General features: G+C 37.9%; 12 protein-coding genes. 1 reads left to right on the forward strand and 11 read right to left on the reverse strand.

The genetic code is table 11. The features are described 5' to 3' along the window. Positions 1-12: 12 nt before the first annotated feature. From bioA to SFA27_RS11250, 5 genes are all read right to left on the reverse strand, one after another. Entirely contained in the window at positions 13-1,305 is a 1,293-nt protein-coding gene (gene bioA / locus SFA27_RS11230; RefSeq protein ID WP_407298107.1) for an adenosylmethionine--8-amino-7-oxononanoate transaminase, read from the reverse strand. A gap of 376 nt (positions 1,306-1,681) precedes the next feature. Further along, positions 1,682-2,665 (reverse strand): biotin synthase BioB, encoded by a 984-nt coding sequence (bioB, locus tag SFA27_RS11235; RefSeq protein WP_264517935.1) that lies wholly within the window; start codon positions 2,663-2,665, stop codon positions 1,682-1,684. Continuing rightward, positions 2,665-3,279: a dethiobiotin synthase gene (bioD, locus tag SFA27_RS11240; RefSeq protein WP_407298108.1), complete on the reverse strand. Its 615-nt coding sequence runs from the start codon at positions 3,277-3,279 to the stop codon at positions 2,665-2,667. The genes bioB and bioD overlap by 1 nt, the downstream gene beginning before the upstream one ends. 65 nt (positions 3,280-3,344) lie before the next feature. Then, the gene (locus SFA27_RS11245) at positions 3,345-4,454 is read right to left on the reverse strand and encodes an aminotransferase class I/II-fold pyridoxal phosphate-dependent enzyme (RefSeq protein ID WP_407298109.1); all 1,110 of its coding nucleotides are present in this window, start codon (positions 4,452-4,454) and stop codon (positions 3,345-3,347) included. Then, complete coding sequence (locus SFA27_RS11250; protein ID WP_407298110.1) at positions 4,447-5,070, reverse strand: hypothetical protein; 624 nt, start codon at positions 5,068-5,070, stop codon at positions 4,447-4,449. The genes SFA27_RS11245 and SFA27_RS11250 overlap by 8 nt, the downstream gene beginning before the upstream one ends. A 66-nt stretch (positions 5,071-5,136) precedes the next feature. On the opposite strand from SFA27_RS11250, the gene SFA27_RS11255 reads away from it, so the two are divergent. Beyond that, positions 5,137-6,627, forward strand: coding sequence for a PLP-dependent aminotransferase family protein (locus SFA27_RS11255; protein WP_407298111.1), 1,491 nt, complete (start codon positions 5,137-5,139; stop codon positions 6,625-6,627). A 425-nt stretch (positions 6,628-7,052) separates the two neighbouring features. On the opposite strand, the gene SFA27_RS11260 is transcribed toward SFA27_RS11255, so the two are convergent. The 6 genes from SFA27_RS11260 to SFA27_RS11285 are packed head-to-tail and all read right to left on the reverse strand — an operon-like array spanning position 7,053 to position 15,522. Continuing rightward, positions 7,053-8,240 carry a PepSY-associated TM helix domain-containing protein gene (locus SFA27_RS11260; RefSeq protein WP_407298112.1) on the reverse strand — a complete coding sequence of 396 codons (1,188 nt, stop codon included), beginning with the start codon at positions 8,238-8,240 and terminating at the stop codon, positions 7,053-7,055. Positions 8,241-8,242: 2 nt separating this feature from the next. After that, positions 8,243-10,684 (reverse strand): TonB-dependent siderophore receptor, encoded by a 2,442-nt coding sequence (locus SFA27_RS11265; RefSeq protein ID WP_407298113.1) that lies wholly within the window; start codon positions 10,682-10,684, stop codon positions 8,243-8,245. After that, positions 10,671-12,059 (reverse strand): AMP-binding protein, encoded by a 1,389-nt coding sequence (locus SFA27_RS11270; protein WP_407298114.1) that lies wholly within the window; start codon positions 12,057-12,059, stop codon positions 10,671-10,673. Before SFA27_RS11270 ends, SFA27_RS11265 begins: the two co-directional genes overlap by 14 nt. Positions 12,060-12,063: 4 nt before the next feature. Then, the gene (locus SFA27_RS11275) at positions 12,064-12,309 is read right to left on the reverse strand and encodes an acyl carrier protein (protein ID WP_047374822.1); all 246 of its coding nucleotides are present in this window, start codon (positions 12,307-12,309) and stop codon (positions 12,064-12,066) included. Position 12,310: 1 nt separating this feature from the next. Continuing rightward, complete coding sequence (locus tag SFA27_RS11280; RefSeq protein ID WP_407298115.1) at positions 12,311-13,714, reverse strand: MATE family efflux transporter; 1,404 nt, start codon at positions 13,712-13,714, stop codon at positions 12,311-12,313. Further along, complete coding sequence (locus SFA27_RS11285) at positions 13,711-15,522, reverse strand: IucA/IucC family protein (RefSeq protein WP_407298116.1); 1,812 nt, start codon at positions 15,520-15,522, stop codon at positions 13,711-13,713. The genes SFA27_RS11280 and SFA27_RS11285 overlap by 4 nt, the downstream gene beginning before the upstream one ends. Between the last annotated feature and the right edge of the window lie 7 nt (positions 15,523-15,529).

Consider the following 15,529-nt stretch of genomic DNA (forward strand, 5'->3'; position numbering starts at 1 on the left):
TGAAGGGATCATTTAATCTCTAAACTGATCCAGAACTTCCATAATATTCTGATATACAAAATCCAATTCTTCGGAGGTAATACAATATGGCGGAACCAGATAGATTACATTTCCCAACGGCCTCATGATAATCCCTCTCTGTAAGAATTCATTGTAAAGCTTCTTCCCTATTTCATTGAAATAAGAAGTACCATTCCCGGTTTTAAAATCGAACGCTAAAATAGTTCCGATTTGTCGAACCTTTTCTACATGAGGATGTAAAGCAATTGCCTTCACAAACTCAGAATGTTGATGAGTAATGCGGTTGATATTCATTTGAGTTTCACTTGTAAGTAGTAATTCCATACTGGCAAGAGCCGCTGTACAGGCTAAAGGATTAGCCGTAAACGAATGCCCGTGAAATAAGGTTTTATGACGGTCGTCAGAAAGAAAGGCATTGTAAATCTCATCAGAACAGGTCGTGATTCCCATAGGCATGGTTCCTCCGGTAAGTCCTTTTGAAAAACACATAATATCCGGGATTTCTGTAAGATAATCTGCTGCGAAAAGCTTACCTGTTCTTCCAAACCCTGTAAAAACTTCATCCTGGATCATAAGAACGTCTTCTTCTCTGCAAAATTTCATCAGCTGGCTAAGATCTTCAGCTTTATACATTAACATTCCTGCAGCCCCTTGAACTAAAGGCTCATAGATAAAACAGGCTACTTCATCAGCAAGCTCTTTAATCTGCAACCGAAGGCTTTCCAGGTTTTCTGCATTGGGTGTGTCAATAAACACAACTTCAAACAGCATGCTTTCGAAAGGTCTTGTCCAGAAACTCTTTCCACTTACAGACATGGCCCCGAAAGTATCCCCATGGTAGGCATTTTTAAAAGCTAAAATCTTCGTCTTCTTTTTCTCTTTATTGTATGCATATTGAATGCACATTTTTAAAGCAACTTCTACTGCTGTAGAACCATTATCCGAATAAAAAACTTTCTCCTGGCCAGCCGGAAGAAGTTTGAGTAAATTTTCCGAAAGCTTTACAGCAGGTTCATGGGTAAATCCTGCGAAAATCACCTGTTCCAGTGTATTCAACTGCTCAAAAACACGTTGTGCAATATAAGGATGTGAATGCCCGTGCAGCGTTACCCACCATGATGAAACGACATCCAGATATTGTTTTCCTTCATTATCATAAAGGTAAACTCCTTTTCCCTTTACAATGGGAATAATATCATCAGCTGTTTTCATCTGCGTATAGGGATGCCAGTTGACAGCTTTATCTCTCTGTTGCAGGCTGATTTCTTTTGTTATTGTATTCATATATTGATGTAAAAAGTAATAATGAGTGATGAAATTGGATCTAATAATAATTTAGTTGAATATGTTGTGTTGAATGTTGAATTAATCGCAAATACACTAAGATTTTCTGCAAATGATCCGCTCGCAGATTTTGCAGATTTTTTTCATAGTTATCTGCTTAATTTCCATAATCTGTGAGAGAATAAAATTTACAATATCCAATTTTATCGGAGATAAAATCCTTGCGCCTTAAAATATTACTTACTACAAAAGCTTTTGCGCCTTTGTGTTTTCCAACTTATAGAGCAGTATATAAAAATTCAAAAACAAATTTTATAACAAGTGCTATAATAACAGTAATCCAACTCATCACTCATAATTTATCATTCATAATTATCTAGCAGCATGTTTCTTTTTTCATCATAGGTTTCAGCCCTAATGTCTGCAGCATCTGCATATCTTCAGAAACTCCCGGATTAGGCGTCACCAGTAAGGTTTCTCTTTCTCCTGTGAAAATAGAATTAGCTCCTGCCATAAAGCACCATGCCTGTTCTGTTTCAGACATTTCTATACGGCCGGCACTTAATCTTACCATAGAAGAAGGCATTACAATTCTTGCTGTAGCGATCATTCTTACCATTTCCCACGTGTCTACTTTTTCATTATCCTCTAAAGGTGTTCCCGCTACTCTTGCTAATGCATTGATAGGAACAGATTCCGGATGTTTTGGCATCGTTGCCAACGTCAGAAGCATTGAAATTCTGTCTCTGTGGGTTTCACCAAGTCCGATAATTCCTCCGGAACATACTGTGATCCCTGCTTTTCTTACATTATTTATCGTATTGATTCTGTTGTCAAAAGTTCTGGTAGAGATGATTTCTTCATAATATTGCTCAGAAGTATCAAGGTTGTGATTGTAAGCATATAATCCAGCTTCCTGAAGTCTGATCGCCTGTTCTTCGGTAAGCATTCCCAGTGTACAACAAACTTCCAGACCAAGATCATTTACACCTTTCACCATATCAATTACCCTGTCAAAGTCCCGGTTATTACGAACTTCTCGCCATGCCGCAGCCATACAGAATCTGGAAGACCCGGAATCTTTTGCTTTTTGTGCATGAGCAATTACCGTTTCTGTAGGTAATAAAGCTTGTACTTTAATATTCGTATGATAACGGGCTGCCTGTCCGCAGTATGAACAGTCCTCAGGGCATCCGCCGGTTTTGATAGATAACAGTGTAGAAATCTGTACTTCAGAAGGATCATGCCATTCGCGGTGTATAGTGGCTGCTTTATAGATCAGTTCCATCAGAGGAAGGTGATAAATTTCCTCAATTTCTTCTTTAGTCCAGTTGTTTCTCAATGTTGTTTTTGTATCCATTATCCTATTTTTGTTATTGTTAATTGCTTTGCAGCATTTTGTATAGATTCCTTATTCGTATTGTTGATTTCAGGAATCTTTATAATTTTTGTTTCTTTTTCGATAAAACTGCAGATCACTCTTTCTGTATCTTCGGGGAAATTCCCGTTAAGAATCAAATATTCCAGTTGTATATCTCTCTGTCGTAATGCTATGATTGATAATAAGCTATGATTGATGCATCCTAAATAATTTCTGACTACCAATCCTGTCGGAAGATTTAATTCTTCAATCAGATCTATCATGAAAGTAGTGTCTGAAATGGGCACCATAAGACCTCCGGCTCCTTCTACAATCAGTGGATTTTCTGTTTCTGGTAATTGAAAATCATTCAGATTGATGGTAATATTTTCTTCTCTTGCAGACTGATGTGGTGAGGCAGCCAATTGCAGACGGTAGGTTTCCGGATGACACACATTAGTATCTGTCCATATTTCAATTTTATGACTGTCCGTATAGTGAAGATCTCCGGACTGTATGGGTTTCCAGTATTCTGCTTTAAAATGCTGAACCAAAACGGCTGAGCAGACTGTTTTTCCGATTTCGGTTCCTATTCCTGTTATAAATAATTTCATGTTTTCGTGATTCGGGATTCGTGTTCCGGGTTTTGAAAGGTTATTTCTTTAGTTGTGTTGTTGCTTTAAATAAATTCTTTAATAATTCCTGTCAGTTTCATAATTTCCTCTTCTGTATTAAAGCTGTGGAGGCATATTCGCAGACGTTCACTTCCTTCTTTTACCGTAGGGCTGTATATGGCATAGGTTAAAAAACCTTCCTCAGATAAAATGTCCTGTAATCTTTTAAGTTTTTGATTATCCGGAATTACAATAGCTTGAACCGGACTTGTTTCTGCCGATGGAGATTGTAAATTTCGACTTCTGAAAATTTTAATATTATCCTGAAGTTTTACCGCCAGTTCATAATGCTGATCTAAAAATTCATATCCTGTTTTTATACTCATCCACTGAAAATCCTGTGCTGATGTCGTGTAAATGAACGGACTTGCAAAATTGATCAGGTAAGATTTCACCGTTTCATTACAGAGAATTATCGCTCCATGGGCTCCGAGAGCTTTTCCATAGGTCATAACTGCCGCTGAAACCTGATGTTGTAATTGATATTTTTCAATCAATCCATATCCAAAAACTCCAAATGCATGGGCTTCATCTACAATCAAAGAGGCTTTGTATTTAACTGCAATCGAAGCGATTTCCTGAAGAGGAGCAAAATCTCCTTCCATGGAATAGAGACTTTCTATCGCGATATAGCAATGACCTTCCTGTTTTTTTAAAATATTTTCAAGATCTTCAGGATCATTGTGTTTGAATTTCAATTTTTTAGCATTCGAAAGTTTGCACGCATCATGTACCGACCGATGAATCTGTTCATCCACAATAACAACATCATGACGGTTCGGAAGTGTAGAGAATAAAGCCAAATTTGCATTATATCCTGACGGAAAAAGCAATGCAGATTCAAACTGATGTTTCTGCGCAATTTCATTTTCAACAGAAACTGCAATTTCACTATTCCCACTGATTAACCTTGAGCCTGTACTTCCGGAAAGCAGCTGAGGATTATCCTTAACCTTTTGCAAGAGTAAATATTGAAGTTCTTTATTTTTTGCAAACCCCAGATAATCATTGGAATAAAAATCAATTCCATTAGATTGAAGCTTTAAACGCCTTAACGTTCCCTCCTCTTTTCTTTTGTCAAGAGATTCCTGAAAACGAAAGCTGTTGCTAAGCATAATTCAACTGAGCAATTTCCCGGGTAACAGCATTGATCCATTCTTCATGCAATTCTTTTTCTATGGTTAAAATATGTTCTGCATGATGCTTCCAGTCTGGAGCAAATTCATTGAGCTGATGAATCATTTCTTCCAGGTGTCCTTCTTCTTCAAGAATGATCGATTTTACCATAATTTTAGAAGAAGCTTCCGTAAGTACTTGCTGATATACAGGATAAAGCTCATCGGCACGAACCTCAATAGCATAGGTTACAAAAAGATAAGCTGCATATTTAATATCTACTTTATCAAGATTGAAAGCTTTCTGAAGATAGCGGCAGGCTTTAATATCCAATGAGTGAAGATATTGGCTTGTTGCTACAGGAGCCAGAAGTTCTGTACTTTCGTAAGTTTTGCAGAGTTCAGGATTTATTTTCCCGATTTGTTTTTTTAAGTAATAAGCGTGGCGGTGCTCTTCAGCGGCATGTTTCAGCTGGATCTGAGAAACCAATGTTGGATGTTCACATTTTGATATTTTCCTTGCACCGGCATTTTCCATAAAAGAAAGTGTGTTCAGCCACTTGGCGTGGGTGTTTCCTTCCTGTACAATTTTTTTTAACAGATGATGAAATTCCATAGATTTTTATTTTGATGTCAAAAGTAGTATATTGCCGGATGGTTGTATTGTGCCAGTTTTGATATTATGGATAGTCCGGTTAAGATTCCTTACGAAAGTTTTATTAAGATTGATAGAAAATCAGAGACATCTATCTATTTACAGATTGCCAATCAGCTGATTAATGCAATTCAGAGAGGATTTTTGCCTTTCGGGACAAAGCTTCCCGGAACAAGAACTTTCAGTGAAATGTTGGAAATCCACAGAAATACGGCTGTTGCGGTGTACGATGAATTGTCGGCCCAGGGCTGGACGGAGAGTTTTCCAAACAAAGGAACTTTTGTGATCGGAAAAGATCAGGAAAAACCTGTTAAATTGAACGATTTTGAGCAGAATAATCTTCAAAATTATCCTGTTTCGACTGGTTTTTCATTCAAAACATCCAATATTCTCGATAATCCTTTTGAACATTCTGACTGTGAGTATGTCTTTAATGATGGGGTGCCGGATATTCGTTTAACCCAAATCGGACAGCATTCGCGGTTTTACAGTTCTATCCTGAAACGTAAATCTAACCAAAAAGCTTTTGGACATTATAATCATGACGGAAGTGAATTTTTTAAAGAACATTTATCCCAATACCTCAATCTTTCCCGTGGACTTCCGATCTCCAAAAACAATCTGCTCATCACCCGAAGTACGGAAATGAGTATTTATATTGTTTCCGAAATTCTTCTTTCGGCTGGTGATACAGTATTGGTAGGAGCTTTGAGCTATTTCTCCGTCAATATGATCTTTATGAAAGCTGGGGTTGATATTGTTTCCATTCCCATTGATGAGGAAGGAATTATAGTGGAAAGTGTAAGGGACGCCTGTAAAAAGCAAAAAATACGGATGCTTTATCTGACACCTCATCATCACTATCCTACTACCGTTGCTTTAAGTGCTCAGAGAAGATTTGAGTTATTGGAATTAGCCAATGAATACGGATTTATTATTCTGGAAGATGATTATGATTATGAGTTTCATTACGATAAAAGTCCTATTCTTCCTTTAGCCAGTGCCGATACAAACGGAATGGTGATCTATATTGGATCTTTCGGGAAATCTTTAGCTCCGGGATTCAGAACAGGATTTATCGTTGCTCCCGAGAATCTGATGACAGAAATGCGTAAATATCTTGGTATCATTGACCGTCAGGGAGATATTCTGATGGAAAGAGCGCTTGGGGAGATGATTGCAGAAGGGGAAATTAACCGTTATCTGAAAAAATCTTTAAAGGTATATCAGGAAAGGCGTGACCATTTTTCTGTGTTGCTGGAAGAGAATCTTGGGGATTTTATTACTTTTCAAAAGCCTTCCGGAGGGCTGGCAATATGGTTAGAATGGAATATTCCGCTGAATCTGATGCAGCTGAGCAGAAATTGTGCAAAAGACAATCTTTTCATTCCCAAAACATTGCTGTATCAGAATAAAGGGCTTACGGCAATGCGTCTGGGGTTTGGAGATCTTAATTTTGATGAGATGAACAAAGGAATTGAGGTTTTTTCAAAAAATGTGAAAGAATTGGTTGGGTAATTAAATTTCTCGCAGATTTAGGGAATTTTGCAGATTTTTTATAGATACTTATAAAGTTTGTGAAAAATTATATCATATTTCTTGCGTGTTAAAAATGCATTAATATTAAAAAATTTGCGCCTTTGCGATTTTCCAAAAAAAGAGATTATTTTATTTTTGAACGCAAAGGCGCAAGTTAGATTATAACGTTTTGTTTTTAAGGCGCGAGGATTTTATCTGCGATAAAATTGATACTGGATATTTTTACTTTTGAATGAAAAAGTAAACGGGTCATCTCAAAATTGAAATCATTTAACTTTTGTCATTGACTACGTCCAATCTTCGATTTCTGACGAAGGAAGAATCTCAATAATACCATATATGAGATTCTTCACTCCATTTCATTTCATTCAGAATGACACTTTTGAGATAATCTCTTCTCTTTATCAATGATGGGAAGGAAAAATCACTTTGTTTTTCTTATGTTTTGGTTTCTTCTTTTTCTTATTCAAATAGATAATAAAACCGGTAATTGGTAGTGACAGTGCTATAAGTGCTGCCAGAAAATAGATGACTCTGGTGGTCAGTCCCAGGATGCTTCCAGTGTGAAGATCATAATTCCTTTCTCTTAATGCGGTTCCATATCCGATATTTTTGTTTTTATAAGATTGAGATTTTAAAATATCTCCTGAATATTGATCAAAATTAAAATGTTCATTCCTGTATTGCCTTCCGTCATAAGTAAGTTCAGCATAATAGGTTCCTTCTTCCGATCTTGGAAAATTGACAAGTGCTGATTTCTTGTCTTTCAATCCTTTTTCCATGGTATTTCCAATCAAATTCAGGATATCTTTACGGTTTGAAAATTCTTCGGAAGGAATTGTACTCTTAGCTTTCTTTTCTGTGGGAGTATTGCCGTTCAATGTGTTCTTTACCCATTTGTCTACATCTTCAAAGCTCCATATCAATGCGGAATAAGAGATTAAAAGTAAAGGAATAATGGCATAGAATCCCAACACATTATGAGCGTCATAGTTAATCCTTTTCCAATTGGCGGATGTTTTAATGAAAAACATTCCTTTCAGCATGGCTTTACTCATTTTTCGGGGATACCATATCACAAGCCCCGATAGAAGGATTACAGCCAATATCAATGTGGAATAACCGGTAATCGTTTTCCCGATTTTTTCACCCAACAGAAGCCTTCTGTGAAGATCCAGTACAATTTCAAAGAAGTCTTTTTTAGCGTCTTCTAATTCCTGTACTTTTCCGGTGTAAGGATCTATATAAATTCGATAATAATAAAGATAAGTTCCCCAATACGTCCATGCTTCGTCGTTCATTTTTAAGGTACGGAATACGTAGGTTCGTGAGGGATCGGAAGACATGACTACTCTTTTGACCTTTAAACCTTCGGGAAGTGCTTTTTCTGCTTTTTCCGTAAGCTCAGCTAATGAAAGTTTTTTCCTTCCGATGTTTTCAACAAAATATCTGTTGGGGTGAACAAAGTGTTTTAATTCTTCTTCAAAAGCCAGAATACATCCTGTAGCAGCCATGATAACAACTATAAGCCCGGACGTTAGTCCGAGCCATAGATGTAACTGATATGCAATTTTTCTAAACTTCAGTTTCATTCTTAAAATTTAAAGCTTACCTCAGCAACAAAATTACGAGGCATCTGAGCGACTACCACTCCCTGCCCTGCAAAATATTGTACATTGCCCAGGTTATTCATTTTAAATCCTAATCTGTATCTTTCTTTTTCAAGGGAGATGGAAGCATTCACTAAAGTATAGGCTGGGAATGCAAACTGTCCGGTAACGGTTTTGTTTCCGGTAATCTGTTTTCCAACACGGTTTACTCCAAAACCAACTCCAAGTCCCTGAAGTCCTTTGATTGGAAGGATATAACTGATCCATGAATTGAATACATTCGCAGGACCTGCAGACTCAGGGCGGCGTCCCTCTACAGTGGGATCTGCTTTTTCATATCGGCTGTGGTTATAGCTATATCCGGCCATAATATTTAATCCCTGAACAGGGTTCATGATGGTTTCAATTTCAATCCCTTTACTTCTTTGTGTTCCATCCTGAACAACAATGTTGTACTCTTTTCCGTCACGGATTACACCGCTTCCTCTCTGGATATTGTCAACAAGAATATCGTAATATGAAACAGTAAAATTAATCTTGTTTCTCCAAAGGTTTCCTTTCAATCCCACTTCCCACTGATTGGCCATCTGAGGTTTCATCTCTCCGCTAATGTCCGGAAGCTGCTGTGCAACAGGTGCTGTATAGCTGAAACCATTCATATAGTTACCATAAGCAGATAGCTGATCTTTAAGGATCTGGTATACGATTCCCACTTTTGGAGACCATGCAGTCTGGTTGAAATCACCGGTACGTTTGTTATCATTCAGGTTAAGCTGTCCTTTACTTTCGTAATGATCCATACGCAAGCTTAAAAGGGTAATCAAACGGTCTGTAATATAAGTAACGTTTGAAATATAAGCTCCATAAAGGTTTGATGCAGAATTATTTCTTACTAAAGGTGTTTTACCTGCCTGAATAGCTGTCTGAGTAAATGCCTGGATTTTTTGAAGAGCAAGATCTTTAGAAATATTCGGATATCCTTCTAAGCTTTGTCCGTTGACATTATCAAAGACTACAATTGGAGAATGGTTATTATTGATTGTCTGATTCAGATAATCTAGCCCAATCAACACCTTATTTTTAATTTTACCAATATTAAATTGTCCATTGAAGTTCTGCTGAATACTTGTAGAAGAGGCTTCTGAATTCTGCCATTGTACGTTACGTTCCAGCATGGCATCACTTGTATTTCCTCTGATAAACTGATATTGATATAAACCTTCTGTTTTTCTGAAGTTTCTTGAAAGCAAAGTCTGTGAAGTCCATTGATCTGAAATTTTGTAGTTTGCTTCTGCTTTTACATTGATAGATGGAGCTTTTAAGGTCATATCATTATTGGAGTAAGATCTTTTCCAGTCGAAGCCTAACTCGTCAGGATTGTGGGCAAAATATTGCCTTGTTCTCGGAAGGAAAATAATTGGAGTATTAGTTCCTTCATAATTATAGATCTGAGCTCCTAAGTTAAATTTCAATCTTTCATTAACCTGATAACTTACTGTAGGTGCTACAAAGAATGATTTCCTGAATTCAGAATCTCTGAATCCGTTCTGATACTGATAAGCAGCATTCAAACGGAATAACATATTTCTGGATTCTGTAATCGGACCGTAAACATCAGCGGTTACACGGTTCAGGTTATAACTTCCCATCAGATAAGAAGCTTCTCCCCCGAAATAATCTTTCGGTTTTTTGGTTACCGCATTAATCAAACCTCCAAAAGAAGTTACCGCACCTCCATACAATGTTCCTGCAGGTCCTTTGATTACTTCAAGACGCTCAAGATCGGCAGGATCTATTTCTCCGTTGGTGGTTGCAGGAACTCCGTCTACCATTGATACTTTGGTAGGAAAACCTCTAAGGCTGTAATAGAAACTTCCGTCTCCTGAACCTCTTCCCGGACTTCCCTGCATTTTTACCATACCCGGAACGTTTTTCAATACTTCCGAAATATCGTAAGTAAGCTGTTCCTTCATGATCTGCTGGTTGATGCTTGTGTAAGCCTGTGGATTTTCAAGAACTTTCAATGGCATTTTAGCCACTGAAGTACTGTCTTTATCCAAAAATTTATTTCTGCTTACTGCGTATACTGTAATTCCTTCAATCACATTATTGTGTAAAGGAGCGTAGATCGCAGGAATTTCATAGACATCTTTCTGAATTTGGATGGGTTCCCTCATCAGTTCGATATCATTTAAAACCACCTGAAGCGTATATTCTCCAGGTGGCACATTTTCAAAGTAATATTCTCCTAAATTATTGGTTTTTGCCTGATAAGACGTGTTGACAAGCCTTAAAACAGCGTTTTTTACCGGTGCTTTTTCAGACAGCATGATTTTGCCATGAATTCTGTCGCCCTGTTGTGCAGAAAGCGAGTTTGAAGATAAAGCAAGACCAAGAAGTAATATAAGGGTTTTAGATGTTTTCATGCTGTAAGTTTTGTAACAGGGGATAGTTTATTTTACCGTTTTGTGATAATGGGAATGATTCTATAAGTTCAGTGCGTACATATTGTGGGTTGATACGCAGTTTATTTTTAATGGTTTCGGTGATGATCTGAGGATCTATTTCCGGATTGTCATACAGTACCACGATTTTTTTATCATTGGCATTCAGACATACGAAGGTATTGCCCTGCATTTCATTTTTAAGAATGAATTCTACCTCATCGAGATTAAGACGTATCCCGAAAAGCTTCATGATACGTTTTATTCTACCTGTGATGTAATAAATTCCGTTTTCACCTTTTCTGGCGGTATCTCCGGTATGCAGTACGGAAGGCTGCTCATATGTGGCAAGATCCTCCAGTTTATTGGCATAACCTCCGAAAATACTCACGTGAGAAAAAAGTAATTCATCCGTTTCAGGATCAATTTTGAAGCTTCCTCTTTCTACTACATTTCCGATTGATGTTTCTTCTTCCAGCAATCCTTCTGTAGTAAGGTAAGCCATTCTTCCTCCTGCCTCCGTTTGTCCGTATTGTGCAAAGAAATCTTTTTTAAACTCGTGACAATAAGAGAAAATAGTTTTTCTCAATTCAGCGTTAATCACTCCTCCGGTATGGGTAAAATATCTAAGACTTGGCGAATCTTTTCTGAAGAATCCTATCCTGTTCAGATTTTCATAAAGGAAAGGAACTCCGCCCAGAGTACTGTAACCGTACTCTTCCATTTCATCCCAGAATGCTTTCTGCATAATGTCTTTATCTGTACACACGATTCTTCCGGCACGCATACAGTTGGTAGTGAAAATAGAAAATCCGTATACAAAGTTGATCGGAACATTTAAAGGAACTACATCCGTTCCCTGAACCGGCATGTACTGAAGGATGCTCAATGCGTTCTGATAAAGGCTTTCGTCAGATAATTTAACCAATTTCGGAACACCTGTTGTCCCTGAAGTACTCAAAAGGATTTTGATGTCAGGGTGAATGGTAACTTCACTCTTATAATCATCCTTTGCAAAGATGTTGATGTTATCTGAGAATGCTTTCAGAGTATATCCTTCAATGGCTTCTCTTTGCGGATCAAAGATGTATTTCGGACGATATTCCGCCTCAATACGTTCTTTGAATTCCTCATGCAGTTTCTGTCCCAATACCGCAATCGTGTGTGCTGTTCCATAAAAATTGAGAAGCACTTCAATACTTGACAACTGATTGTCATTGTATAAAAAGAGCAGCCCTTTTTCTACCGGGTTTAAGCCTAAAGACCGGTACAGTGTTCCCACCGGTATTGTTGTACCGGTGGAAGCATCTGTAAACCCCAAGTTCTTATTGGCAATTACATTTTCTAAAATTTTCATATGCTTAGTTTTCTACGAATACTTCGTATTTTTTCATTTTTTCGCGAATCTTTCCGACGGTTCCCATCTCCAGAATATCGTTAAAATCAAACTTGATCTGATAAAACTGTTCAAGCGCTTCTACGATAAGAAGGTGAGACATAGAATCCCATTCCGGGATTTCCTGATATGTTAGTTTTTCATCTACCAATTCTTTCTTTATTGCGATGGCAGAGGCGATAATTTCATAAAATTCTTCTGTAGTGTTCATTTTAAATTTTTATAGTTTTCCATTTTCCATTTTTAAAAATCATGAGGAATAGTACAGCCAAAACTATTTCCGAGGAAACAATAGCGGTAAATATTCCTCTCAGTTCCCACTGAAACCTTACTCCTAAGAGATAAGCCAGCGGAAGCTGAATCACATAAAACATCACGAGGTACAGCAACGTTACCTGCAAAATGTTTCCGGCTGCATTCAGAGCACGGCTGATCACCATGGTGAATCCTAACAGCAGATACGCCATAGAGACCACATGGATGTATTGAACCGCATATTTAGCAACTTCCGGTTCTGTAGTGAAAAATTTCACCACATATTCCGCAGCAATCTGCCAGAATAAGGCTACAAGTACCAGATAAGTCATATTGATGGTTCCGGCTCTCCAAACAGTTTTTTCAGCACGTTCCGGTTCTCCGGCACCTAAGTTCTGTCCTGTAAGAACTCCGGCAGCATTTCCTATTCCCCAGGCAGGCATCGTAGCTACAGAAGCAATACGCTGGGCAATGATATATCCTGCAAGCGCTGTAGTTCCGAAAGTGGAGATAATCTTCACCATAATCAGCCAGCTGGATGTTGGGATGATATATTGAACCAATCCTCCAAAAGCTATTTTCAAAATCTTTTGCAGTAATGGAATATCAAGCTGTAAAGGAACTCTGATACTGATGCTGGTTTTTCCTGTGGCAAATACAAAAGCCTGGTATAAAACCCCTAAAAGCCTTGATAAAACTGTAGCATACGCCAATCCCATCAATCCAAAAGCAGGAATAAATCCTAATCCAAAAACAAGGATCACTGCAAAGATGATATTGGAAATATGGCAGATCCAAAGTGATTTCATAGCAATATCGGCATCACCAGCCCCTCTGAAAAGTCCATTTACAGATAAACGAAGAATTACAAGCCCGATACTCAGGAAGACCAGTCTTGAGAAAGAAACACCTTCGGTTACCGTACTGGCATTGATGCCCAGAAAATCAACGATTTCTGATGCAAAAAAGCAGGAAATTCCACCAATAAGCACTGCAAAAAACAGAGCCAGCAAGATGATGTATTGGGCTGTTCTGCCCATTCCTTCTTTATCTTTTTCACCTGCTCTTCTGGCGGTCAGAGTTGCTGCTGCAATTCCCAAACCTACTGCTATGGCATAAGCAAAGTTGATGTAGTTATCTGTAATTCCCACAAGACCAAGAACCTTGTCGCCTAATTTTGCGATAATCAATAAATTGACACTCACAAAAACAGATTCCATGACAAGTTCCATCACCATAGGAATGGCAAGACTAAAGATGGAACGGTTGATACTTCCGGAAGTCAGTTCAACTTTCTTTCCGGCTATGGCTCCATACGTAAAAACCGCTCCTTCTTTTAGTATATGCAGGAATTTCCTCATACTGCTGCTACTGAATTTTTATTGGCAATCTGATACAGCGGATTAGGCAGTGCTCCGTCTTTTCTCGGAATGGCAAATGCCTTGTTTTCACTGTAACCGTTATTTTTCAGACGCAGACTGTTGATATAGAATCTTTTGAATGCAGGCACATACAGGTCATATTTTTCGTAACGTTCCTGAAGATGGGTATTCTCCGCTTTATAATTTTCTACACAGTTGTGAACCAGCTCCCAGAATGTTTCTTCATTAAAGTTGGAATAGGTATGCAAAGCATTCGACAGATATCTAAAGAAAGCATCAAAAACGCCAAGTAAAATAAACAACGGAATATTTTCTTTATTGGAAGATTGAATCAAACCGTCCGCAAGATGTGCAGGAAGTTTTTCTCTTGCTTCTGTGGTAAGTACAATATCATCCACAAAGTCTTTGATTACGATTCTCTTTGGAACTCCGTTTTTCAAAACCACCATAATGTTTTCTCCATGTGGCGTTACACATAATGAATGTGTGTAATAGATATGTAACAAAGGCGTAAGATAGGCATCAAGATAGCTTTCAATCCATTCTTTGATACTTACACCTGCTTTTTCTGCGAATGCCTGAACCAATGGAACTCCACTCTCATCTACATAAAGCAGAGAAGCCATGGTTACCATTTGCTCATCTTCTTTCAGATAGTTTTCAGCACTTTCTCTCCATAATGCGCCAAGGAATTCATTATATTGATAAGGTACGCTCGCAATAGCTCCATATTGTGGGTGCAGATAGGTGATGGCAGCTTCTTCTCCCAAGAAAATAGTTTCTTTGTTCTCAAGGTAAGCATCATCTTTAATCAAGCCTTTTACCCAATCTGTAATGGCTGGAGCAATTTTCATCTGCTTAGGTGATAATCCTCTGATATTTCCCGTACTCAGAATAGAAACAGCCGTTTTCAGGTATCTCTTTTTAGGATGATCTACATTGAATAAAGTACGGATACTTTGCTGCGGACTGTACTTATCGCTACCCTCTCCTAATTGTATTAAAAGTCCGGAAGCAATATCTCCGGCAAAATGAATCTGAAGCTTATGTTCCCACTGCCATGGATGTACAGGAATAAAATGATAATCTTCAACAACTTTTCTTTTGCTTAATAGCTGCTGCTGAAAATCATTATATAAATCCTCTCCTATTTCAGAACGGTAAAACTCATCTCTGTTAATGTGTTCCAAAGCCTGGAATGACGATCTGCTTTTATGAGAAGCCAGCCAGATTACTTTTAAATTTTCATCGGCTTCAGGGGCAAATGTTTTAAGATCTCTTGGAGAAAAACCTAATCGGCTTTTGTTTACAATCACCCACGGATGTCCGGTCATATTATGCTCTACCGTCTGATAATCCGCATCTGCAAGCTCTTTTGAAGACATTACTCCTCTTGATAAGATTAAGGCATCACAATACAAAGTATGCAGTAATTCTTCAGTATATCTTGCAATTGTATAAGGGTCTAAGTCAAAAACAGTCTGCATTTCCAGAAAGAAAGCTGCTACATCTACAGAAGACAAATCTTCACCGTTTTCTGTTTTTGTAATGCTGTCTTTATCAATATGCCAGTAATCCATCATTCTTTCCTGTCCGCGGAAGCTGTAGACAATATTTTCAACTCCGGTTTCAAGGGTAAAAACAGTATATCCGTTTTTATTTTCAAAGGTTACCACCGGTTTTAGAAGCTCTTCGTGCATCAATTCTGCGATGGTTTTGGCCATTAGGTTTCTGTTGGCCTGATTCCAGTTTTCTTGGCTTACTGTATTTTTTAAGTTGGTGTTCATTTTTTGA

It is taken from the genome of Chryseobacterium sp. HR92, from assembly GCF_045689405.1.
Lineage (GTDB): Bacteria > Bacteroidota > Bacteroidia > Flavobacteriales > Weeksellaceae > Chryseobacterium > Chryseobacterium viscerum_A.

Excerpts from the sequence above, each read along its gene's own strand:
- bioD (WP_407298108.1), bottom strand. The coding sequence starts at position 3,279 with ATGAAATTATTTATAACAGGAATAGGAACCGAAATCGGAAAAACAGTC.
- SFA27_RS11250 (WP_407298110.1), bottom strand. The coding sequence starts at position 5,070 with ATGGAATTTCATCATCTGTTAAAAAAAATTGTACAGGAAGGAAACACC.
- bioB (WP_264517935.1), bottom strand. The coding sequence starts at position 2,665 with ATGGATACAAAAACAACATTGAGAAACAACTGGACTAAAGAAGAAATT.
- SFA27_RS11245 (WP_407298109.1), bottom strand. The coding sequence starts at position 4,454 with ATGCTTAGCAACAGCTTTCGTTTTCAGGAATCTCTTGACAAAAGAAAA.
- bioA (WP_407298107.1), bottom strand. The coding sequence starts at position 1,305 with ATGAATACAATAACAAAAGAAATCAGCCTGCAACAGAGAGATAAAGCT.
- SFA27_RS11280 (WP_407298115.1), bottom strand. The coding sequence starts at position 13,714 with ATGAGGAAATTCCTGCATATACTAAAAGAAGGAGCGGTTTTTACGTAT.
- SFA27_RS11260 (WP_407298112.1), bottom strand. The coding sequence starts at position 8,240 with ATGAAACTGAAGTTTAGAAAAATTGCATATCAGTTACATCTATGGCTC.
- SFA27_RS11265 (WP_407298113.1), bottom strand. The coding sequence starts at position 10,684 with ATGAAAACATCTAAAACCCTTATATTACTTCTTGGTCTTGCTTTATCT.
- SFA27_RS11270 (WP_407298114.1), bottom strand. The coding sequence starts at position 12,059 with ATGAAAATTTTAGAAAATGTAATTGCCAATAAGAACTTGGGGTTTACA.
- SFA27_RS11275 (WP_047374822.1), bottom strand. The coding sequence starts at position 12,309 with ATGAACACTACAGAAGAATTTTATGAAATTATCGCCTCTGCCATCGCA.
- SFA27_RS11285 (WP_407298116.1), bottom strand. The coding sequence starts at position 15,522 with ATGAACACCAACTTAAAAAATACAGTAAGCCAAGAAAACTGGAATCAG.
- SFA27_RS11255 (WP_407298111.1), top strand. The coding sequence starts at position 5,137 with ATGGATAGTCCGGTTAAGATTCCTTACGAAAGTTTTATTAAGATTGAT.